17 protein-coding genes and 1 pseudogene are annotated in these 21,420 nt (G+C 65.5%); 12 read left to right on the forward strand and 6 right to left on the reverse strand.

What is annotated here, in order from left to right:
- Positions 1-29: 29 nt before the first annotated feature.
- The 9 genes from ACXAJV_RS11775 to ACXAJV_RS11815 all read left to right on the forward strand — a co-directional run bounded on the left by ACXAJV_RS11775 (position 30) and on the right by ACXAJV_RS11815 (position 12,577).
- Positions 30-1,520 (forward strand): M81 family metallopeptidase, encoded by a 1,491-nt coding sequence (locus tag ACXAJV_RS11775; protein ID WP_475085514.1) that lies wholly within the window; start codon positions 30-32, stop codon positions 1,518-1,520.
- 59 nt (positions 1,521-1,579) lie between these two features.
- Complete coding sequence (locus tag ACXAJV_RS11780; protein WP_475085516.1) at positions 1,580-3,757, forward strand: TonB-dependent receptor; 2,178 nt, start codon at positions 1,580-1,582, stop codon at positions 3,755-3,757.
- An 18-nt stretch (positions 3,758-3,775) separates the two neighbouring features.
- Complete coding sequence (locus ACXAJV_RS11785; RefSeq protein ID WP_475085518.1) at positions 3,776-5,053, forward strand: TRAP transporter large permease; 1,278 nt, start codon at positions 3,776-3,778, stop codon at positions 5,051-5,053.
- Positions 5,050-6,051, forward strand: coding sequence for a TRAP transporter substrate-binding protein (locus tag ACXAJV_RS11790; protein ID WP_475085519.1), 1,002 nt, complete (start codon positions 5,050-5,052; stop codon positions 6,049-6,051). The genes ACXAJV_RS11785 and ACXAJV_RS11790 overlap by 4 nt, the downstream gene beginning before the upstream one ends.
- Positions 6,048-6,575 (forward strand): TRAP transporter small permease, encoded by a 528-nt coding sequence (locus ACXAJV_RS11795; protein WP_475085521.1) that lies wholly within the window; start codon positions 6,048-6,050, stop codon positions 6,573-6,575. The genes ACXAJV_RS11790 and ACXAJV_RS11795 overlap by 4 nt, the downstream gene beginning before the upstream one ends.
- Positions 6,576-6,579: 4 nt before the next feature.
- Complete coding sequence (locus tag ACXAJV_RS11800) at positions 6,580-7,413, forward strand: M55 family metallopeptidase (protein ID WP_475085522.1); 834 nt, start codon at positions 6,580-6,582, stop codon at positions 7,411-7,413.
- Between the two features lie 152 nt (positions 7,414-7,565).
- The gene (locus ACXAJV_RS11805) at positions 7,566-8,324 is read left to right on the forward strand and encodes a TetR/AcrR family transcriptional regulator (protein ID WP_475085523.1); all 759 of its coding nucleotides are present in this window, start codon (positions 7,566-7,568) and stop codon (positions 8,322-8,324) included.
- Positions 8,325-8,490: 166 nt separating this feature from the next.
- Positions 8,491-10,698 (forward strand): TonB-dependent receptor, encoded by a 2,208-nt coding sequence (locus ACXAJV_RS11810; RefSeq protein ID WP_475085525.1) that lies wholly within the window; start codon positions 8,491-8,493, stop codon positions 10,696-10,698.
- A 10-nt stretch (positions 10,699-10,708) separates the two neighbouring features.
- Positions 10,709-12,577 (forward strand): CocE/NonD family hydrolase, encoded by a 1,869-nt coding sequence (locus tag ACXAJV_RS11815; RefSeq protein ID WP_475085527.1) that lies wholly within the window; start codon positions 10,709-10,711, stop codon positions 12,575-12,577.
- Positions 12,578-12,579: 2 nt separating this feature from the next.
- On the opposite strand, the gene ACXAJV_RS11820 is transcribed toward ACXAJV_RS11815, so the two are convergent.
- From ACXAJV_RS11820 to ACXAJV_RS11830, 3 genes are read right to left on the reverse strand one after another with little or no spacing between them, the layout of a single operon-like run.
- Entirely contained in the window at positions 12,580-13,335 is a 756-nt protein-coding gene (locus tag ACXAJV_RS11820; RefSeq protein ID WP_475085528.1) for an enoyl-CoA hydratase/isomerase family protein, read from the reverse strand.
- Entirely contained in the window at positions 13,332-14,963 is a 1,632-nt protein-coding gene (locus ACXAJV_RS11825; RefSeq protein WP_475085530.1) for a class I adenylate-forming enzyme family protein, read from the reverse strand. The genes ACXAJV_RS11820 and ACXAJV_RS11825 overlap by 4 nt, the downstream gene beginning before the upstream one ends.
- A 33-nt stretch (positions 14,964-14,996) precedes the next feature.
- On the reverse strand, positions 14,997-15,500 hold the full coding sequence (locus ACXAJV_RS11830) for a MaoC/PaaZ C-terminal domain-containing protein (protein WP_475085532.1): 504 nt from the start codon (positions 15,498-15,500) through the stop codon (positions 14,997-14,999).
- 165 nt (positions 15,501-15,665) lie between these two features.
- Between ACXAJV_RS11830 and ACXAJV_RS11835 the strand changes: the two genes are divergently transcribed.
- The 3 genes and pseudogenes from ACXAJV_RS11835 to ACXAJV_RS11845 form a co-directional block, all read left to right on the forward strand.
- Complete coding sequence (locus ACXAJV_RS11835; RefSeq protein WP_475085534.1) at positions 15,666-16,985, forward strand: MFS transporter; 1,320 nt, start codon at positions 15,666-15,668, stop codon at positions 16,983-16,985.
- Positions 16,982-17,764, forward strand: a complete 783-nt coding sequence (locus ACXAJV_RS11840; RefSeq protein ID WP_475085536.1) for an SDR family NAD(P)-dependent oxidoreductase — start codon at positions 16,982-16,984, stop codon at positions 17,762-17,764. Before ACXAJV_RS11835 ends, ACXAJV_RS11840 begins: the two co-directional genes overlap by 4 nt.
- Positions 17,765-17,851: 87 nt before the next feature.
- Positions 17,852-17,959 (forward strand): annotated as a pseudogene (locus tag ACXAJV_RS11845) (IS6 family transposase); the annotation flags it as partial.
- Between the two features lie 201 nt (positions 17,960-18,160).
- On the opposite strand, the gene ACXAJV_RS11850 reads toward ACXAJV_RS11845, so the two are convergent.
- The 3 genes from ACXAJV_RS11850 to ACXAJV_RS11860 are packed head-to-tail and all read right to left on the reverse strand — an operon-like array spanning position 18,161 to position 21,389.
- Entirely contained in the window at positions 18,161-19,027 is an 867-nt protein-coding gene (locus ACXAJV_RS11850; RefSeq protein WP_475085537.1) for an SDR family oxidoreductase, read from the reverse strand.
- Positions 19,028-19,052: 25 nt separating this feature from the next.
- Complete coding sequence (locus tag ACXAJV_RS11855) at positions 19,053-19,433, reverse strand: YMGG-like glycine zipper-containing protein (protein ID WP_475085538.1); 381 nt, start codon at positions 19,431-19,433, stop codon at positions 19,053-19,055.
- A 30-nt stretch (positions 19,434-19,463) separates the two neighbouring features.
- Complete coding sequence (locus ACXAJV_RS11860) at positions 19,464-21,389, reverse strand: autotransporter domain-containing protein (protein ID WP_475085539.1); 1,926 nt, start codon at positions 21,387-21,389, stop codon at positions 19,464-19,466.
- Positions 21,390-21,420: the final 31 nt, after the last annotated feature.

The raw sequence follows: 21,420 nt of genomic DNA on the forward strand, positions 1-21,420 counted from the left end.
CAACCTCATAAAATTGTCAGGATCGCCACATGAGAACTTACGTCGCCGCTCTTAGGACGGAAACGAACAGTTTTGTCGCGCGCGCCACGACGCTCGACGACTTCCGCGCCGGAGCCTATGCGCCGGCGGGCGAGGCGCCGGTCTGCGCGCTGACGCATCCCGGCTGTGCCGCCCTGGTCGCGTCGGCACGCGAGGCCGGTCTCGAGGTCTTCCGGGGCCCCGTGGCTTATGCCGTGCCGGGCGGGCCGGTGACGGATGCCGCCTATGCCGCGCTCCGGCAGGAGTTGCTCGACGGGCTTCGCGCGGCGCTCCCCGTCGATCTGGTTCTGCTCGATCTGCACGGGGCGATGGCGGCGCAGAGCCTGCCCGACTGCGAGGGCGATCTTCTCGCAGCGATCAGGGCCGTGGCCGGGAATGATGCCGTGATCGCGGGCCTGCTCGACCTTCACGCCACGCTGAGCCCGGCCATGCTGGCCGCGTCCGATCTGCTGCACGCCTACAAGGAATACCCCCATACCGATGTCGCCGAACGGGCCCGTGAGCTGTTTGACCTGGCTCATGCGGCCGCCAGGGGGCAGACCCGTCCGGTCGCCGCGGTGGCGGCCTGCCGGGCGCTTGGCGGATTCGCCACGACGCGTGAGCCCATGCAGGGCTTCGTCCGGTCGATGGAAGAGGCGGAAACCGGCGCGGGCGGCATCCTCTCGGTCTCGCTGATCCACGGCTTTCCCTGGAGCGACAGCGCCGACAATGGCGCAAAACTCCTGGCCTACGCCGATGGTGAGCCGGACCGGGCCGCGAACACGGTCCTGGCGCTGGCGGATCGTTTCGCCGGCCTCGCCGAACTGGCCGCTGAACGTCCCCTGTCGATCGATGAGGGAATGTCGCAGATTGCAGCCTGTCCCGGCGAACGCATTGTCGTCGCCGATGCATCGGACAATCCCGGCGGGGGCGGCGATGGCGATGCCACACACGTGCTGGCTGCCCTGCGCGATGCGGGCCTCACGGGCATCGGCGCGGCGCTGTTCCACGATCCCGTCGCGCTGGCCGCCTGCCTGGATGCCGGGGAGGGTGCGCGCCTGACCCTAAGCATCGGCGGACAGATGTCGCGCTTTTCAGGTGAGCCGGTCGCGGTGGACGGTGTCGTCGCGGGACTGGCCGATCGGGTGGAGCGTGGGCCGGGCGATGCCGCCGCCGGGCCGCCGGTGGGACCGGTCGCGCGCTTTGCCACTGGATTCGCCGACGTCATCCTGTGCGGGACGCGCCGCGAAGCGCTCTGGCCGGGCCTGTTCACGGCCACCGGGGCTGACCCGGCCGGCTACCGCATCATCCTCTTGAAATCATCGACACATTATCGCGCTTCCTTTGCGCCGCTGGCGGATCGAATCCTGTCGATCGGCTCGCCCACCGCGATGAATCCGGACCTCTCCGGCCTGCCCTTTTCATGCTTGCCCAGGCCGATCTGGCCGCTGGACCACATCCGCCCGGCGGCAAGTTTGTTGACAGATTTGCAAAATAAGTGAAACTGATCTCATATTTCGTTTAAGCGGGTTTCGCAGCAGGTTTTCTTGGGGGAATGACCATGAGCCGTACGACTTGGAAACAGGAACTGATCTCGACCGCCGCGGGCGCGGTCCTCGCGGCCGGCCTGGCGACCGCCGCGGCCCAGGCCCAGTCCGACGAGGGTGCATCGGCCGATGTGATCGTCGTCACCGCGCAGCGGCGCGAGCAGTCGATCCTCGACGTGTCCGCTTCGGTCAGCGCGCTCGGCGCGGCCGAGCTGGAGGAGCGGGGCGTGGAACGTCTCGACGACATCGCCTCGGTCTTCCCGAACGTCTACATCAATACGGGCAACGGCCTGCGCTCGACGATCATTACCGTGCGCGGCATCTCGTCCAATCCCAACAATCCGGGCGTGGAGCAGTCGGTCGGCGTCTTTGTGGACGGCGTCTACCAGGCCCGCCCGACGACCATCAATACCAATCTCTACGACCTGGAACGGGTCGAGATGATCCGCGGTCCGCAGGGTGCGCTGTACGGCAAGAACACCATCGCCGGCGCGCTCAACATGATCACCCAGGGCCCCGGCGACGAGCCGGGTTTCGAGGGTATCATCTCCGCCGGCAACTACAGCGCACTGAGCCTCTACGCCGCCGGCGACGTGATCTTCACGCCGAATGCGCGGGCGCGGGTCTCGGTGTCCTCGCAGACGCGGGCGGGCTATACCGACAATACCTTCACCGGCACCGAGCTGGACGACCAGGACGAGCTCGGCGCACGCCTGACCTTCGTGGCGGATCCGTCCGAGACGCTGCAGCTGACCTTCCGCGCCGACATGGCGTCGAACGACACCAATGGCGGTGCGTCGGAAATCCTCGACAATGGCGTGCTGGCCGGCAGCCCGCTGGCCGACGCCGATCCGGAAGACCGGCGGGTGGCGCAGGACTTCGGCTCGGAACAGACGCGCGATGTCTGGGGCGTGTCGCTGCAGGCCGACTGGGATCTGGTCGGCGGCGTGCTGACCTCGCTCACCGCCTTCCGGAATTTCGAGTGGTTCAATTCCAACGATAACGACTTCACCATCCTCAACCAGCTGCGTTCCGGCATCAGCGAGGATCACGACCAGTTCTCGCAGGAAATCCGCTTCACCTCGGATGCCGGCGGCGTGTTCGACTACATCGTCGGCGGTTTCTTCAGCCACGAGACCTTCGACACGATCTCCAACGCGGTGATCGGTCCGGATCTGGGCATCTATCCCACCGAGGTCAGCGCCGACATCTTCGGCAATCTGGAGACCACCAGCTATGCCGTGTTCGGACAGGGCACGTATCATTTTTCCGATGCGGTGAGCGTGACCGGCGCGCTGCGCTATTCCGAAGACGAGAAGGAAGTCACGCACAGCCAGCTCGGCGACCCCTTCCAGCTGCTCGCCCCGACCCAGCCGGAGCGCAGCTTCTCGCGCTCTGATGCCGAGCTGACGCCGTCGGTGACGCTGAACTGGGAACCCAATGCGACCTGGCTGGTCTATGCCTCCTACAGCGGGGGCTACAAATCGGGCGGCTATAACGTCTTCTCGATCATGCCGAACGACAATGCCGAGTACGACCCCGAATTCGTCAACAGCTACGAGGCGGGTGTGAAGACCACGCTGGCCGGCGGCGCGGTCTATCTGGCCGGCTCGGTGTTCTGGCTCGACTATTCCGATCTTCAGGTGAACCAGCTGATCAATATCGGCGGCGTGCCGACCTTTACCACTTCCAATGCCGCGACCGCCGAGGCGTCGGGCATCGAGCTGGAGGGGCTGTGGCAGGTCACCGGCGCTCTGTCCTTCTCCGGCTCCTACAGCTTCCTGGACGCCACGTTCGAGGACTTCACCAACGCGACTTCGGCCGGGGCCGACTATTCCGGCAACGACCTGCCGCAGGCGCCGGATCATACGCTCTCCCTCGCCGCGGACTTCAACGCGCCGGTGGCCGAAGGGATGGAATTCATCGCCCATGCGGACCTGAGCTATCGCAGCTCGCTCTTCTTCGGCCCGGAAAATAATCCGGACTACAGCCAGGACGATGTGACGCTGATCAATGCCCGCGCAGGCTTCACCTTCCAGGACGATCGCTGGAGCGTGATGCTGTGGGGCCGCAATATCGGCGACGAGACCTATGCGGTCAGCCGCAGTGCCGGCGTGATCATTCCGGGGCAGCAGATCCAGGCGCTCGGTGCCCCGCAGACCTGGGGTGTCGAACTGCGCGGCCGCTTCTAGCGCCGGGAGCCGCGCCTCGTGCTCAAACCCCTCGCCATACTGGCGCCCCTGGTCGCGATCGCTGCGGGTGCGGGTCTGGCCTGGGCACTCGGCGCGGCCGGCATTATCGCTTTCCCCGCGCTGGGGCAGGAGGCCTTTCTCGCCGCCCTGCCCCGGCGCGCCTTTTCCCAGCTCGACGTTTTCGCCCTGATGGCGATGCCGCTCTTCGTTCTGGTGGGCGAACTGATGAACCGGGGCGGGGTGACGCGCGCCCTGATCGATTTTTCCGCGCTTCTGGTCGGCCGCGCTCGCGGTGGGCTGGGCCATGTGAACATCGCCACCTCGCTCTTCTTCGCCGGCGTGTCCGGATCGGCCATGGCGGACGCCGCGGCGCTGTCGACGACGCTGGTCCCGGCCATGCGCGAGCGCGGCTACACGGCGGACTATGCCGGCGCGATCACGGCCGCCTCCTCGATGATCGGCCCGATCATTCCGCCCAGCATCATCCTGATCTTCTATGGCGCAATCATGGGCGTCGACGTGGCGGCCCTGTTCGCAGCGGCTATCGTGCCGGGCCTCGTCCTGGCTGCCGGGCTGTTCGGGGCCAATGCTCTCTTCGCTCATGCCGGCAAGCACCCGGCGGCGGAGCGCCGTCCGCCGGCCATCGCCACGACGGTCCAGGCGGCTCCGGCGCTCCTGATGCCGGTAGTGATCCTCGCGGGCATCGTCTTCGGACTGGTCACCCCGACCGAGGCTGGCGCCCTGGCCGTGCTGGCCGCGCTGGCCGCCGCAGCCGTCTACCGTACGCTGGACTGGCCCATGCTGCGCGATTCCATCGGCGGCGCGACGCGGCTGACCGGCGCCATCTTCTCCCTTCTGGTTGCCGGTGCGGCCGCGAACTTCCTGGCTTCGCTGATGGGCGTCCCGGATCTCGTGCGGGCCTGGACGGAAGGGCTGGGCGTGGGGCTGGACGGTTTTCTCATCATCCTCGTCGGCATCTTCCTGGTCAGCGGCATGATCCTGGACACGCAGATCGCCCTCCTGCTGATCGCGCCCATCCTGGCGCCCTCGGCCTACCTGTTGGGTGCCGATCCGGTGCATCTGGGCGTGATGATCTGCCTGGCCATCACGATGGGGCTGATCACGCCGCCGCTTGGCGGGGCGGTCCTGATCGTCTCCTCGGTCACCGGGGCGTCCTACTGGCGGCTGATGCGGGCGATCGCGCCCTTCATCGTGCTGGAGATCGCGATCCTGCTCTTCCTGACCTTCACGCCGGACCTCACCCTGGCGCTGCCACGCGCCCTGGGGTTGGCATGAGCCGGGACCGGACACGCCGGGCGGTGCTCGCCGCCGGCGGGGCGCTGGCCGTGACGGCCTGCGGAGCTCCGGGACCGCGGCGCGACGTGCTGGCGGCGCTGGCCGGCGCGGCGAATTCGCCGGTCAACGGCGTGTGGATCTGGATGGACGCTTTCGCGCGCACGCTCGACGCGGCCGGGATGAGCGTGGAAATCTCGGCCAATTCCGCGCTTGGCAGCGAGCCGGACCGCACCGAGATGACGGGGTTGGGCCTGCTTCACGCCAATGACGCCGGCATCACGGAACTGGTGGCCTATTCCGACGCTTATCGCGCGCCGGGCCTGCCCTTCCTGCTCGACGATATCGGCCATTTCGAGCGCTTCATCGCGGCGCCGGCCTTCCGCGGTTGGCTGGCTAGCGAGCTCGATCCGGCGGGGCTGGTCTTCGCCGATGCGGCTCTCCTGGGCGGGATGAGCGGACTGTTCACGGCGCGCACCCCGATCCACGAGATCGCGGATGTGGAACGCTTGCGCCTGCGGGCGATGGGTCGGCTCGACCTCCTGATGATCGAGGCGTTGGGCGCCTCGGGCGTGCAGGTGGCCTGGGAAGAGGTGCCCCAGGCGCTGCAGACGGGTATCGCCCAGGGCTATTTCAATCCGCCGCTGGCGCCAGTCCTGTTCGGACATGGCTCGCAGATCGGCTATTTCCTCGACCTCAATATGAGCGCTGCTCACCGGCCCGTGATGCTGTCGGTGCGCTGGCTGGAGACGCTGACGCCGGAGCGCCGCGCTGTCGTTGACCGGGCCGTGGCGGCCGGGCATCAGGCCAATCGCGACTGGGCCCTGAATGGCCGGGATCGGGAAATGGCGGCGCTGGCGGAGATCGATATCGAGGTAATCGAACCGGGTCCCGCCCTGCGCCGCACCTTCGCGGAGCGCGTGCGGGCCGCCTATCCGCGTATGGCACCGCCGGAGGCGGTCGAGCGCTTTGTCGCGCTGGCACGGGAGACACGGGCATGAGCGCCGCCGCGCACGGCATCGCAGCCGGACTGGAGCGGACCGCCGGGGCGCTGAACCGTATCGTCTGGGCCGGTGCGGCCGGGTTTCTCGTTTTGATGCTGGGACTGGTCTTCATCCAGATCGTCGGCCGTTACGGCTTCTCCGATGCGCCGTCCTGGACCGAGGAGGGCGCCCGCTATGCGATGGTGTGGAGCGGACTTCTGGGCGGGGTGGTGGCCTTTCACCAGGACGCCGACCCGGTGCTGGTCCAGGTTACCGACCGACACCCTCTCTGGCTCCGCCGCCTGCGCGCCTGGTCGGGCAGCGCCTGTATCGCCGTCTTCCTTGGCGTCCTACTGGTGAATTCGCTCGGCTTCGTTGCCCGAGCATCGGCGCGTCATACCGAGGCGCTGGACTGGAATCTCGGCATCGTGGTGGGGATCCTGCCGCTCTATGCCGGCCTGGTCATGATCCAGGCTGTGCTGAAACTGGCGATTTTCGAACTGCGCGCCGCAGGCGGCGGTGCCGTTGCGGACGAGGGGTAGCGCCATGCGGATCTATATCTGCGCGGATATCGAGGGCGTGGCCGGCGTGGTCGATATCGACCAGCTGCAGCCGTCCGGATCGGGACATGACGAGGCGCGGCGGCTGATGACCGGGGAAGTGCTGGCCGCGATCGAGGGCGCCCGTGCCGCCGGGGCTGGTGAGATCGTGGTTGCCGACAGTCACGGCAATGGCCGCAACCTGCTGATCTCGGATTTTCCGGAGGATGTCGAACTGGTCCAGGGCTGGCCGCGCCCGCTGGTGATGATGCAGGGCATCGAACAGGGCCGGTTCGACGGCATGGCCTTCATCGGCCATCATGCCGGGGCCGGATCGACGGACGGCGTGCTCGCCCACACGATGAGCGGGCGGCTGATCGCCGAGGTGACGGTGAACGGCGCCAGCTGGTCGGAAACCGATCTCAACGCCGCCATCGCCGCGCATTTCGACGTGCCTGTCCTGCTGGCTACCGGCGACGATGCCTATATCGGCCATGTGCAGCATATCCTGCCTGGCACCGCGACGGTGACCACGAAGGCGGCCTTTGGTGCGAGCTCGGCCTGCTCGCAGACCCCGGCGGCCAGCCGCGCGAAAATCCGGGCCGCCGCCGAAGAGGCCGTGCGGGCCCTGCCGTCGGCGGAGCTTTCGGCCCTGCCGCGCCCGCCGCTAGAGGTGGAGCTGACGCTGAAACGGCGCCAAGCCGCCGAACTGCTAGCCTATCTGCCGATCGTCGAGCGGGTGACAGCGCATACGGTACGTTTCCGGGCGGGCGATGTGCTGGAGCTCAATGCGATGCTGTATTTCGTGGCGGCCTACGATCCCAAGGGCGCGCTGTTCTGACCGGCCGACGCGACGGCGGCGCAGGTGCCGTTTGTCATGAGGTGCCGAAAGCGGTTATGAAGCGAACCTCATATCTGCCCGGATACCTGTTCCGGCCAAGACAACCGCGCCGCGCGGCATGACGAACAGGCGGGGCGAACAAGCGGGAAGTGATGGCAGCCACACTCGAAAGCTACAAGGCGCAGCTCGCGCGGCGCCTGAAGAACGAGCCGCCCAAGCGCAAGGGCGAGCGCACCCGCGAACGTTTCAAACTCGCCACGGCGCGCGTGCTGGAGCGGACCGGCTATCATGCGATGCGGGTCAGCGACATTACCAAGGCGGCCAAGTCGTCCGACGGCTCCTTCTACATGTACTTCAAGGACAAGAAGGATGTGGCGCTGACCGTGCTGCGTGAATTCCTCGAAGGTATGCAACTCGTCGGCACCAATCAGGGGGCGCGCGGTCACGGGCCCTTCGACTCGATCCACTACGCCAATGCCAGCTGGATTGAAACCGTGCGGGCCAACGCAGGCCTGATGCGCAGCGTCTTCCAGATGAGCGACGAGGACGGCGATTTCAGCCGTCTGGTCCATTCCACCAACCGCGCCTGGTACGAGCGCGTCGCACGCAGCGTGGTGAAGAATCATCCCGACGGTTCGGCCGATCCAAGCGCAGCGCTGTTCGCAGTCTGGGCTCTGGGTTCGATGATGGACGAGATCATGCGCCGGGTCGTCGTCTATCCGGATACGGATTTCGTCGACTTCCTGGAAAAGGCGGCGCCCGAGGCCGACGATCTGGCGAAGGCGCTCTCGGTCATCTGGTTCCGGGTCCTTTACCCTGGGCTTGACTTGCCAGAAGGTCTTGAAGGGCTCGCCAAGTCTTTGACTGCGCTGGAGTTCAAACCGCGAGAGACGGCACGCGGCCAAGCGTAAATTCTTCCCTGATACGTGTCTTTCTGCCCGGCGCATCGTTGCGCCGGCGCCGCATTTTCATGCCCGAAATCGCGGCTTGGAAATCCCCCATTGACAGCAGGGAAAACTGCTCCCCAAAATACGAAACTGAGGACAGTTTCATAAAATGCGTGGAGGAGGGCAGGGGATGATTTGTGGTAAAACGGGGCTCGCGGGTGCGAGCGTTTTGGCCCTGACCGTGGCGGCGGGGACCGTCTCGGCGCAGGACGCCGATGCCGCGGTCGGCACGCAGGCGCGCGGCGGCATCGAGACGATCGTCGTAACCGCCCGCAAGCGCGAGGAGTCGATCCAGGAGACGCCGATCTCCGTCACCGCCTTTACCGAAGGCATGATCGAGCGGGCCGGCATCACAGACATTGCCGACGTCGCGATCCGCACGCCCGGCCTCGCCTACGGCAATTACGGCGACGAGAAACTCTCGCCGACCTCCCTGCGCGGCGTGATCGGCGGTTCCGGCTCGGCCGGCGCCGACGGCGCGGTGGGCTTCTATCTCGACGAGGTCTTTCTGGGCCAAGGCGTCGGCGCCACCATCGACCTGTTCGACATGGAGCGGATCGAGGTTCTGCGCGGTCCGCAGGGCACGCTGTTCGGCCGCAACACGATCGGCGGCCTGATCCACTACACCACGGCCCGGCCGACCGACGAGTTCGAGGCCTATCTGGAAGCGGAAATCGGCGACTACGACCACCGCCGCATCGGCGGTGGGGTCAGCGGTCCGCTGATCGGCGACCGGGTGTCCGGCCGGCTTGCGTTCGTGCGCAACCAGCGCGGCGGCACGTCCTACAATGTCGTGCTCGACGAGGAGGTGAACACCGAGGATTCCTGGTCGGCCCGCGGCCAGATACTGTTCGATATCGGCGACCGGGCCGAGTGGCGGCTGAGCGCCGACTATCGCGAGGTCGATCAGGACTCGCTGGTCTTCGAGACGCTGAACTACAACCCCGCCACCACCTTCACGACGGTGCTGGATCTGAACGGCCTGCCGCGCAATGCCGACCCGTTCGACCGCAATGTCTATGCCGACGACATCACCTATGAGCGGTCCGAAGCCTGGGGTGTGGCCTCCCATTTCACGACTATGATCGGCGATGTGGAGCTGGTGAACATCACCGCCTACCGCACGCACGACTATGCCAACCGCACCGACACCGACCGGTCGGCGCTGGAATGGGCCTATGACGGCGATCCCGAGGAAGTCTCGCGCTTTTCCAACGAGCTGCGCCTGTCCTGGTCGAGCGGCGATTTCGACTGGGTCGGCGGCGTCTACTACTACCAGCAGGAAACCAACAATCTCAGCTTCATCGAGCTGGGCGGCGACCTGATGACGCTGCTCGGCGCGCCGTCGCTGGCCGGTATTCGGGCCGGCTCGGATGCGGCCATGGACACGACCAGCATTGCCGTCTTCGGCGCGGGCACCTGGAACGTTTCCGATCGGCTCGATTTTACCCTGGGCGGCCGCTACACGACCGAGGAAAAGTCGATCGACTACTCCCAGTCCGATCCGGTCGGGCTGCTGGGTGGCGACTTTGCCGTCTCCGCCGAGGACGACTGGGCCGAATTCACGCCCAGTGCCAATGTGCGTTTCCGTTTCACGTCCGACGTCATGGGCTATGCAACCGTAAGCCGCGGCTTCAAGAGCGGCGGTTTCAACGATGCACTGGGCGATGCCAACGGCATCTCCTTCGATCCGGAAACCCTGTGGAATTACGAGACCGGCCTGAAGACGACGTTGTTCAACGGGCTGATGCAGGCCAATGTCACGGCCTTCTATATGGACTGGAGCGATATCCAGGTCGCAGGCGACAATCCAGCGACGCCCGTTTACGATCCTATCATCGTCAACGCCGGCGCGGCCCACAGCCAGGGACTGGAACTGGAGATCTTTGCCCAGCCGACCGAGAACCTGACGCTCGGCTTCAACGCCGCGCTGCTGGAGGCCGAGTTCGACGAGGGCACGCTGCCCAATGGCGCACCGCTTGCCGACATCCCTCGGGCGCCGGACTATACGGCCAATCTGAATGCTGAATACCGGGCGCCCCTGACGCCGGGTACAGACTGGTTTGTGGGTGGCGAGGTGCTGATGCGCGGCGAGAGTTATCTCACCGTCGACAACCAGGAGGACGGCCATGTCGATGCCTACGCCCTGGTGAACCTCAATATCGGTCTGGAATCGTCGGATGGCCGCTGGCGGATCAATCTGTGGGGCCGGAACATTTTCGACGAGACGGTGAAGGAGCGTCTGTTCGACCTGTCCAACCAGGACGTGGTCGGCCAGAAATTCATCGTTCTCAACGACCCGGCCACCGTCGGCGTCAGCCTGAACCTGCGCTACTAGGGGATATCCCATGCCGAGCCATCTTCGCACCCGCCGCACCTCCGGCCTTCTGGCCGGGACCGCTCTCGTCCTCCTGCTCACGGCCTGTTCCCCGGGCACGGAGCCGGCGGGCGAGGGCGCTGAAGACGCGGCACAGTTGGCCGCCGAGGCCGAGGTCCGACGCTCCGACCGGTCGTACTATGTCGAGATGGCGGATGGCGTCCGCGTGGCCATGAGCCTCTATTATCCCGGCGGGGTCGAGCCCGAGACCCCGCGTCCGACAATCCTGGTGCAGACCCGCTACGGGCGCGAGGGCATGATCCGCAGCTTCGAACGCTTCGTGGAGGCTGGCTACGTGCTGGCCTCGGTCGATACGCGCGGCTCGACCTCCTCCTTCGGTCCCCGGCGGGTGGATATCGGGCCGGTGGAAATCGCGGACATGGACGTGCTGATCGGCCATATCGCGGCACAGCCATGGTCGGACGGGAATGTCTTCGCCCAGGGCACGTCCTACATGGCGGACACGGCCGATATCGCCACCAGCCGCCCGGCGCCGGCGCTGAAGGGGGCGATCATCCGCGAGGTGGACTTCGACGTCTTCCTGCAGCTCTTCTTCCCCGGCGGCGTAGCCAATGAGTGGTTCCTGCAGAACTGGGGCGGGGCGACCAAGGCCGCCGACGAGGGCCGCTCGCCGCGGCCGGGCGAGGACTATGACTGCCTGGCCCGGGCCGAGGACTGCGCGCCGCTCTGGCCGATCTTGGCGCCGGTAGACGGGGATGACGACTATGCCCTGTTGCGCGAGGCGCTGGCCGGGCGCGAGCGCTGGGCTCCGGACGACTATATCCAGATGGAGTTCCACGACGACGCCGGGCTCAACGGCTATGTCTTCTTTCAGTCGGCACCGGCCGCCCATCTGGACGGCATCCGCCGCGAGGCGACGCCGGCCCAGGTCTGGGGCAGCTGGGTCGATGGCGGCACCGCCGAGGCGGCGCTGGCGCGTTGGCGCTCGGCACCGGATGTGCCGATGGAAATCTGGCTCACCGGCAATGACCACTCCAACCGCGTGCTGGCCGATCCCTTCCTGCCGGACGTGGAGCAACCCCGTCCCGGCCCGGCCGACCAGTTCGCCGTGATGGACGGTTTCTACAGCCGCATCATGAACAGCGGATACGACGACCGCATCATCCACTACTATGTGATGGGTGCTGGCGAATACCGCCAGACGGCGGACTGGCCGCCGGCGGGCGTCGCCGAGATGGACTTCTTCCTCGCCGCCGGCAACACGCTCGGCACCGCCCGGCCGGACGAGACCGGCGTCGATGTCTACAATGTCGACTTCACCGCCCAGTCGGGCGACCGCACCCGCTGGTCCACCCAGTTCGGCACCGCGCCGGCCTATCCCGACCGGCGCGAGGAAGACGGCAAGCTGATCGTCTTCGATACGGCGGCCTTCGAGTCGGACATGGAGGTCGCCGGCACGCCGGTGATCGAACTGCACGTCGCCACCGCGACCGACGATCCCGTCTTCCACGTCTATCTCGAAGATGTCGCGCCGGACGGCCGCGTGACCTATCTCACCGAGGGCCAGTTCCGCGCCATCCACCGGGCACCGGCGGATCCGCAGACCCTGCCCTACGACATGGGCCCCGCCCCGCATTCCTATCGCCGCGAGGACGCCCTGCCGGTCGTACCCGGCGAGCAGATGACGGTGGAGTTTGCGCTCTTCCCCGTCGCGGCCCGGATCGAGGCAGGCCACCGGCTACGCGTGGCCATCGCCGGGACCGACGCCTCCTACTTCCGGCGCTATTCCAACGGCGAGGACGAGGTGTTCGAGATCGCGCGCGGGGGCGAGGCCGCCAGCCGCGTCTCCGTACCGATGCGGCCTTGGTCGGACGAGTAGGTTCAGGCTCTCTTGATATCCGGGAATTGGCCGGACGCGATCAGGGCATCGATCGCGTCCGCCAGCTGACGGGTTTCCGCCTGAAGCGCGCATTCGACCGGATCGCGCAGGGAGGCGATGCGCGCCGTCTTGTAGCGGGCCAGCGTGTCGCCCGGCAGGGCCAGGAGCCCTTGCAGGCAGGCCGAGACGCGGTCGTCGAAATCGGCGGCGGGAACCAGGTCGGTGGCCAGTCCAGCGCGGACGAGCTCGGGCCCTTTCAGCGGTCGGCCCAGCATCAGGATCTCGTTCGCCCGGTGCGGCGAACAGAAACGTTCCAGCAGGACCGTTGCGCCGCCGCTGGGAAAGAGGCCGTGCAGGCCTTCGGGAAAGCGGATGCCGGCCGTTTCGCTCCAGATCGCCATGTCGGCATTGAGCGGCCAGGAGGCGCCGCCGCCGATTGCCCAGCCGCGCACGGCGCAGACCACGGTTTTCGGGCCGAACATGATCAGTCGGGTGATTGTCTGCAACCGGTCGATTGCGACTTCCAGCCCCTCCCGCCGGGGTGGGTTGGACGCCAGCTCGACCAGGTCGTCGCCGGAACAAAAGGCGGTGCCCGATCCGGCGAGCAGGATGATGTCTGTTTCCGCGTCGTCATGAGCTTGCTGCAGCGCCGCGTTGAGTCCGTCCAGCATGGCTCCGTTGATGGCGTTGAGACGGGCCGGTCGGTTCAACGTGATCCGCGCGACGCGGCCGCCGGTCTCGTAGAGAACCGGGCTCATGCCGTCGCTCCTTCGGCCGCCGGCCGGTAGTCGTTGGCGGCCCGCTTCTTCAGCGCAACCTTGTCGACCTTGCCGATCGGCAGCAGCGGCAGTTCGTCGAGAACAACGAAGCGCTTGGGCTGTTTGTAATTGGCCAAGCGGCCGCGGCAGAAGGCCTTGAGGTCGTCCAGATCGAGATCACCCCCGGGCAGGATGTAAGCGACACCCACTTCCTGCCAGACTGGGTCGGCGGTGCTGACCACGGCGGCCATCTCGACGGCCGGATGACTTTCCAGGACGGTCTCCACCTCGCGCGGATAGACGTTGTAGCCGCCCGACTTGTACATCTCTTTCACCCGCCCGACGATGGAGTAGCTGCCGTCCGGATTGCGCCGGCCGATATCGCCGGTCGCCAGCCAACCGCCCGGCAGCAGCGTCTCCGCCGTGGCCTCGGGCCGGTTCCAGTAGCCCAGCATGTTGTAGACCGAGTGGGCCAGTATCTCGCCCGATTGGCCGTCGGTAACGGTGTTGCCGTCCGGATCGACCAGGCGCACTTCGGTGCCGGGGAAGGGATAGCCCACGGTCGCGGACAACAGGTCGATATCGCGGCTCGGCGGCACGATCGTGATGGCGCTGCCGGATTCGGTAAGTCCGTAATTCGTGGCCAGCGGGACATTGTAGTTCAGCAGGCGCTCGATCAGCTCGCGTGGCATCACCGCCCCGCCCCACATGATCATCTGCACGGCGGACAGGTCGAATCTGTCGAATTCGGGATCGGCGAACTGCAGCTGGAAGGTGCTGGGCACCGAACCCCAGAAGGACACTTTCTCGTCCTGCATCAGCTCCAGCGAGCGGCGTGGCGAGAAGTGCTCGAGAAACACGATCGTGCCGCCCGCGGTGAGAGTGGGGGTCGAGACGTCGACCACGCAGCCGATATGATTGATCGGGAAATAGTTGAGTGCGCGCATGGGCCGAATGGGCCAGATGCCGTGCTGTTCGACGCTGAAGCCGACAATCCCCTCATGATGCAGCAGCGCGCCCTTGGGTTTCCCGGTCGAGCCGGACGTGTAGACGATCATGCACGCATCGCGGCCGCCGCTTGCGTTCCTTTGCGCGGCAAGGGCGTCACCGGAAATCAACGTGGCCGCCTCCAGAAAGTCCCCGAATGCGACTGCACCGTCCGGTATGTGATTGCTGTCGCGTTCGAAGATCACGAGTTGCCGGATCGATGGTGTGCGCGCCTTCAGCTCCAGCAGGTCTCCGGCATAGTCGCGCCCGTCCATCCGCGAGCGGGCGAGCAGGATGACCGGCTGGCTGTCGCCGGCGACATAGGCGAGTTCTTCCAGCTGATAGCGCGGATTCATGCCGACCCAGATCGCACCGATCGACGCCGTGGCCAGGAAGGCCAGGAAGTAGTCAGGGCTGGGTGTGGACAGCGTCGCCACCCGGTCGCCCTTCTTCACGCCGGCCGCGATCAGCGCCCTGGCCAGAGCATCGATCCGGTCGTTGAAGACGCGATAGCTGATGCGCTCATGGTCCAGCACCATGGCCTCGGCGGCGGGCGTGTGCTCGGCGTAGTGGGCGACATAGTCGCTGATGCGCGGAAAGGTCGGCGGAAGCGTGTGCGGCGGACGGGACGGTGCTGTCATGGCATGGATATCCGGATGGCGTGAGGGAGGGGCTCAGGCGGAGGCTGCGGCCTCGGGCGGCATCCAGATGGACAGCCATTCGGCAACGAGTGCGGGGCGCTCGCCGCCCTCGATCTCGATCTCGCAGCCGAATTTCACGATGTCGCGCCCCTTCGCGTCGGTCCGCGTTTCCAGCACCTTGAACCTGCCGCGCACACGGCTGCCCACCTTCACCGGCGAGAGCAGGCGCATGTAGTCCATGCCGTAGTTGAGGAAATGCCCGTTCTCGCCCGTTGCGCGCTGGGGATCGCTGCCCATCGCGTCGTGCAGCATGTGGGTGAGCAGGGAGACGGTCAGGAAGCCGAAGGCGATGGTGCCGCCATAGGGACCGTTGGCCGCAGCCCAGTCCGGATCGATATGCATCGGATCGGGATCGATCGTGACCCGTCCGAAGTCCGAGATCATGGTTTGGTCGACCGGTATCCAAGCGGACACTCCGACCTCGTCGCCCGCGGCGAAGTTGGAGAAGGTGCTGATTTCGCGTGCGGCTTCGCTCATGCTCACATCCTGTCCGGAAGCTTCGTATTGACTAAATATGAGGTTGGCGTCATTTTCAGTTTTAGTCAATGGACAGGGGCGGCGGATGTCCGGTCTGGACGCATTCAAGGTTCTCTCCCACCTTGAGCGGCCGCCAGTCGTCCGGGGCCATTCCGGGAGGACGCAGTGCAGAGAACGCCCCGACGTATAGTTCTGGCCTTCAGCATTGGCTCTATCGGCACCGGAATCTATCTCACGGTGCCCGGCGTCCTCCTGCTTTACTATCTTACCGAAATTCTCTCGGTCTCGCCGGCCCTGGCCGGTCTCGCGGTCTTCCTGCCCCGGGTCTGGGACATGATAACCGATCCCTTCATGGGCTGGGTATCCGACCGGACCCGCTCCCCGCTGGGGCGCCGGCGCCCCTATCTGCTGGCCGGCGCCATCCTGACTGCGCTCAGCTTCGTCTTCCTGTTCAGCGCACCGGACCTGCCGGGCGAGCGCTGGAACTTCCTCTACGTCACCATTGTCTATGTGCTCAGCGCTACGGCCTACACCGTGTTCGCCGTGCCCTATCTGTCCATGCCTGCCGAGATGAGCGCGGACCCAGACGAGCGGGCCTCGATCATGGCTTACCGGATGAGTTTCGCGATGGCCGGCGTGCTGGCCGGATCGGCCGCGGCGCCGGCCCTGCTGGAGGCGTTCGGCGGCGGTCGCGGCGGATTTGCCGCCATGTCCTGGGTGCTCGGCGGCGCATGCGCCGCGACCATGCTGGTCGCCTTCTTCGGCACCGCCCGGGCCCCGGTGATTGCCGCGCCCAAGACCGCCGGTAAGGCCCATTTCCTCGACGCGTTGCGCGACGGTCGCTTCCGCATGCTGGCGCTGGCCTACATCATCCAGCTCGGCGGCCTCGGCGTGTTCACCGGTTCGACGCCCTTCTACGTCACCCAGATCGCCAGCCGCAGCGAAGGGGCGATCTCGACCGTCTTTCTCGCCCTGCTGGGCGGCACCATCCTGTCCATGTTCGCCTGGGCGGCGATCTCGCGCCTGACCGGAAAAGTGCCGGCCTATCTGGCCGCGGCGCTGATCACGGTCGTCGGCCTGGCCGGGCTGTGGTTGGCTACGGGGCCCGAAGACTGGACGCTGGTCATCGCCATGACCGGCGTGGTCGGCATGGGCTTCGGCGGGCTCCAGCTCCTGCCCTTCGCCATGCTCACCGACATCATCCATGACGCTCGCGAGGACGGCCGCGATGCCGCCGGCACCTTTACCGGTGTGTGGACGGCTGTCGAGAAGGGCGGACTTGCCCTCGGCCCGCTCGTGGTCGGACTGGTCCTGAGCATCGGCGGCTTCGTCTCCGGTGCCGAGGCACAGTCCGACCGCGCCCTGTTCTGGATCCGTATCGCCGTGGCCCTGATCCCCTCGGCGCTGGCCCTGCTCAGTGTGCCGGTCGTGCTGCAATACCGGGCCGGCACGCCGCGGCCCGCCGCCGCAGATCCAGTTTCATGACCCTGATCGCCGACTTTACCGGCCAGACGGCACTGGTGACCGGCGGTGCCAGCGGTATCGGTCGTGCCGTCGCGCGCGATCTTGCCCGCGCCGGGGCGCGGCTGATCGTGGCGGACCGCGACTCGGACCGCCTGTGCGAGACCGTGGCCGAACTTCAGGCCCTGACGTCGGTCCCCGTGGACGGCGTCGAACTCGACGTCACCGACAGTACCCGCTGCGATGCGGTGGTCGCACAATGCCTTGAGGCCGGGGATGGCCGTCTGGACATTCTCGTCCACAGTGCCGGGATCGGCATCGAACGGCCGTTTCTGGAAACGACCGATGCGGAATGGTCGCGCGTCATCGATACCGACCTGACAGGGACTTTCGCCATCAACCGGGCGGCCGGCCGGGTCATGGCGGAGGCCGGCTACGGGCGGATCGTCAATCTGGCTTCGACGGCCGGCATCGCCGGGGGCACCGGCCGGGCCGCCTACGGCGCGGCCAAGGGCGGCGTGATCATGCTCAGCCGCGTCCTCGCCGTCGAGCTGGCGGCTGCCGGTGTCACGGTCAACGCGCTGGCGCCGGGCGCCATCGAGACCGAACTGGTGGCGCGCATGCACAGCGACACCACCCGCAAGGTCTATCGCCGGGCCATCCCGGCCGATCGCTACGGCACGCCGGAGGAAGTCTCCGCGGCCGCCCTGTTTCTCGCCAGCCGCGAAGCCGGTTACATCAATGGTCATGTGCTGGCCGTTGACGGGGGTTTCCTGGCCGCCGGCGTGATGCACAAGGACTGATCCTGCAACACTCGGAGGTCCGATGACCAGACAGTGTCAGAGGAACCTCGCCTTGTGACTGGGGTGGCGGTTTCGTAGCCTCCGCGTATGGGTAACCCGTTCAAATATTTCAAAACGTCGCCAGAGGTCGTTCGCCTGGCGGTGATGATGTATGTCCGCTTTCCGCTGTCGCTTCAGATCGTGGAGGACCTGCTCGTAGGGAAACGGGAAAACACACCATTCCGAGACCCGTCCGCGTTAGTCTCCCACCACCGCCACCCAGATCCCGAATTCTGGTCTGGGGCCCTGAACTCCGAAATTTCTCCTGAATTTGTCGTGGCTTCGCACCAGCTCACCGGTTCTGAGACCAAACGCGCATGATCATATCGACTTTGACGGGTTAGCAGAAGCGGCCGTTCAATTGCAGCGCGCGAGGCGTTCGAAATAACTTCCGAGGTCCAGGGAGCCGTATGGGGCCGCGCTCATGTCGATATTTGAAGCGGCAAGAAAAAAAGCGATCGGCCCGACAGTAGATGCAAAGCCGAACACCTTGGCGGCGGCGACACAGGTGCGTGCGAGCCTGAGCGGCAGATGGGTGATGCGGGGTTCCATGCCGAGAGAAGCGAATGCCAGCTCGGCGATCTTGTTCTGGGTCAATGCCTCTGGCCCGCCCGCATCCACATAAGGCAGGCCCGCTTGCGTGGCTTCAACACAGAGTTTGGCCAAGTCTGCGCCGTGAATCGGCGAGATCAAGGACTCGCCGTCGCCAAAGAGGTAGACACGGCCCCTTTCCGCCATATGCCAGATGGCTTCAAGATCGGAGAAAAATCCGCTGGGGCACAGGATTGTTGATGGGATTGGCGCGCTTTCCAGTTCGGCCGCGAATCGGGCTTTCGCCTTCGCCATTGCGACGCCCGGCAGTTTCTCGGCATGCAACACGTGTACATAGGCGAAGCGTTTGACATCGGCCGAGATTGCTTCATCGAGCAAGTTTCTGTTGCCCCCAAAATCGACCGCGTCATAAGTGAGGCCGTCTTTCTGCCGGGTAATTCCAACAGCAGAGACGACAAGGTCCACGTCTGCGCAGCAGCCCTTGAGCGTTTCGGGTTTGGTCACTTCACCAACACAAACCTCATCAATCCAGCGGTCGCTCGGGGCTAGTTTTTCGGGGCTGCGCGCCAGGGCTTTCACCGTGTATCCGGCCTCGGTGTAGGCCCTTAGCAGGTATTGGCCCAGATAGCCTGTCGCGCCTGCGATCAGGACGGATGAACGTTTGGTCTTCATATCCGGTTCTCTCTTGTGATTGGCGTCAGCCGACGATGCGGTGGCCGCGCCCCATCATGCAATTGATGACGATCTGGCGACGTTGCTCGTGCGTCTCCATCACGCCTGCGCCGCCCCCGGCCAAGGCGCCGACCACAGCTCCCGTGATGGCGCCTTCGGTGTCGTTGACATCATCGTCGGCGACCCCGGCGAGTGCCCCGAGACCGGCGCCAATCATGGCACTCGTCTTCGTGTCGTCATTGGCATAACCGCGCGTAGTGGCGAGTTGCTGACAGCTTTGCAGGTCGTCGGCATAAGTCTCACTCACGGCGCCGTCCGCGATGGGATCATAGGACGCGCCGGTATTGGCGCAGCCTGCAAGGGCGAGACTGGCGATGGCCGCTGTCGTGGAGATGAAATGGGTCATGGAGGTGCCTCTTCAGGGTATGGGTCGGGATCAAAACGTCATGCGCACCGTGAGCGCGCCTTCATCGGCATGGTCGATGTCGCTTGACCACTGCCGGGCGTATCGGGCCGAGACGAACCAGCGCCCGTCGATTCCAAGCTCAGCGCCGAGGCCGGCGTAGAACCGGCTGTCGTCCGGAGCGGCACTCCAAATCGTGACGGGTTGGGCCGTGTTTTCGGTCAGACGGGAGGTCACGCCGTAGTCATCATCACCGAACTGCCAAGCATATTCGGCGTCCGCCAGCGGCGTCAGGACGACCCTGTCACTCAGTTCAAAGGTGGGGCCGCGGACCTCCGCATCGATGGACAGGCGGCGGTAGTTGAAAGCCTGATCTTCGAAGCTGAGGGCCAGACCATCCGCACCGGTTTCAGAATAGCCATCGGCCTCGATGCGACCTGCCGACAGAGCCAGCCCATGATCAATCACGATGGGGCCAAGGACATGCGTCGACCGCGCTGCCAGTTCGATATCCCAGTAGCGGGTGTCTGTTTGTCCACTGGCGGACAGGAGATCGACGCCGGTTGCGCGGACGATCTCGCTCACTTCATGGCCGCCTTTTGTTACTGTCAGGCTGACGCGCCCCAGGGTCTGATGATCCAGTGCACCGTAGAGCGAGAGCGCCCCGCCTTCGAGGCGATAGCGACCGCCATCGGAAAAACTGGCCACCGTCTCGCCAGCCGAGAGCGCCCCGCCAATCAGGAAATGCCGGGAAAACCGTCTTTCCACGCCGAATGCAGCGCCCTCAAGCGACAAGCGCGCCGCGGGGGCAGATTGGTCAGCCTTCAGGTCAAGTGATGAAGAGACCGGTGCCAGCCACGCGCTGAACCGTTCTGTTCCATCGGTAAATGTGCCGGGCCGGACAAACCTGCGATGCTGATCGGCCTGTTCATAGACGACGCGTGGCAGGCGGGCGGTCTGCCGGGCGGCCTGACCGTTCGCCCCTGCGAGCGTTGCCATCCACCACTGCGCTTCGAGGCGGTGAGCCCGCTCGGTAAAGTGCAGGTCATCAAAGAAGAGATGTCCGTTCTGAACATCCGGGGCCTCCGAACAGATTTCATCTGTCTCGCTGTCGAAGCAGGGGGTTGTTACATCGGTGAATCCAAGTGCGCTTGCATGATCGGACATGTAAGCGACCATGTCGCCATACTTCATGGTGACGACATTGACGTCGGTGGGAAGGCCTGCGTCCGCGACGGCCGCCAACATGGCAGAATTGGTGTCGTCAACGAGATCGGCAAGTGCGATCTGGACTTCAGGTGCATTGGCAAATTCTGGCGCATACTGAATGGGCTGCATTTCCGAAAGGATAATTGTCTTCACCCCGGCATCTGCCAGCGCTCGAACATTCGCACCGGTGGCCTCGGCAATGTCGGCCATGATTTCGTTTGCAGGATCATTCTCCTGCAACCGATCCAGATAATCGTTGGCGCCAGCCAGCATGAAGGCGACATCATTGTCGCCGACGGCAAGCGAGCCATTGTCGACTAAAGCGCCGAACAGCTCGGTCTGGGTTCTGACGCCGGTTTCGATTCCGTATTCAGCGAGGTCGCCTCCACGGGTCATGTGAGCGCCAGAGATCGCGAAATTGAGGTTCGGCGAGTCAGCGTCCGGGTCGAGCACGATATCGACGTCCCGTCCCAGCATTTCCGCCCAGATCAGACCGTTGGATTCGCGCTGAAAACCGTTGTTGGAGGAGTAAGGCGAATGGTCTTCGCCCTGCTCGCCGAGAATTGCGGAGTAATTCCCCTGGCCGGTGGCGCTGTCACCAAAGAAATAGTAATGGCCGGCGCCTGCATTTCGATTGGCCTGCCCGTGAGCGGGCATGGGACAGAAGGCGAGAACGGCGACGCCTGTCATCAGGGTGGCGGCGAGGGACAATGTGTGCGAGCGGGCACACGCCTTGAGCAATTTCGGCATAAAACTCTCCTGTTCGGTCCGGGTGGGCCGT

Source organism: Maricaulis sp. ABE4_448 (genome assembly GCF_056160825.1).

Bases quoted from the DNA above. Each gene is read 5' to 3' on its own strand.
- ACXAJV_RS11850 (WP_475085537.1), bottom strand. From the start codon at position 19,027: ATGAAGACCAAACGTTCATCCGTCCTGATCGCAGGCGCGACAGGCTAT.
- ACXAJV_RS11805 (WP_475085523.1), top strand. From the start codon at position 7,566: ATGGCAGCCACACTCGAAAGCTACAAGGCGCAGCTCGCGCGGCGCCTG.
- ACXAJV_RS11815 (WP_475085527.1), top strand. From the start codon at position 10,709: ATGCCGAGCCATCTTCGCACCCGCCGCACCTCCGGCCTTCTGGCCGGG.
- ACXAJV_RS11780 (WP_475085516.1), top strand. From the start codon at position 1,580: ATGAGCCGTACGACTTGGAAACAGGAACTGATCTCGACCGCCGCGGGC.
- ACXAJV_RS11830 (WP_475085532.1), bottom strand. From the start codon at position 15,500: ATGAGCGAAGCCGCACGCGAAATCAGCACCTTCTCCAACTTCGCCGCG.
- ACXAJV_RS11800 (WP_475085522.1), top strand. From the start codon at position 6,580: ATGCGGATCTATATCTGCGCGGATATCGAGGGCGTGGCCGGCGTGGTC.
- ACXAJV_RS11790 (WP_475085519.1), top strand. From the start codon at position 5,050: ATGAGCCGGGACCGGACACGCCGGGCGGTGCTCGCCGCCGGCGGGGCG.
- ACXAJV_RS11855 (WP_475085538.1), bottom strand. From the start codon at position 19,433: ATGACCCATTTCATCTCCACGACAGCGGCCATCGCCAGTCTCGCCCTT.
- ACXAJV_RS11825 (WP_475085530.1), bottom strand. From the start codon at position 14,963: ATGACAGCACCGTCCCGTCCGCCGCACACGCTTCCGCCGACCTTTCCG.
- ACXAJV_RS11820 (WP_475085528.1), bottom strand. From the start codon at position 13,335: ATGAGCCCGGTTCTCTACGAGACCGGCGGCCGCGTCGCGCGGATCACG.
- ACXAJV_RS11775 (WP_475085514.1), top strand. From the start codon at position 30: ATGAGAACTTACGTCGCCGCTCTTAGGACGGAAACGAACAGTTTTGTC.
- ACXAJV_RS11795 (WP_475085521.1), top strand. From the start codon at position 6,048: ATGAGCGCCGCCGCGCACGGCATCGCAGCCGGACTGGAGCGGACCGCC.
- ACXAJV_RS11860 (WP_475085539.1), bottom strand. From the start codon at position 21,389: ATGCCGAAATTGCTCAAGGCGTGTGCCCGCTCGCACACATTGTCCCTC.
- ACXAJV_RS11840 (WP_475085536.1), top strand. From the start codon at position 16,982: ATGACCCTGATCGCCGACTTTACCGGCCAGACGGCACTGGTGACCGGC.
- ACXAJV_RS11810 (WP_475085525.1), top strand. From the start codon at position 8,491: ATGATTTGTGGTAAAACGGGGCTCGCGGGTGCGAGCGTTTTGGCCCTG.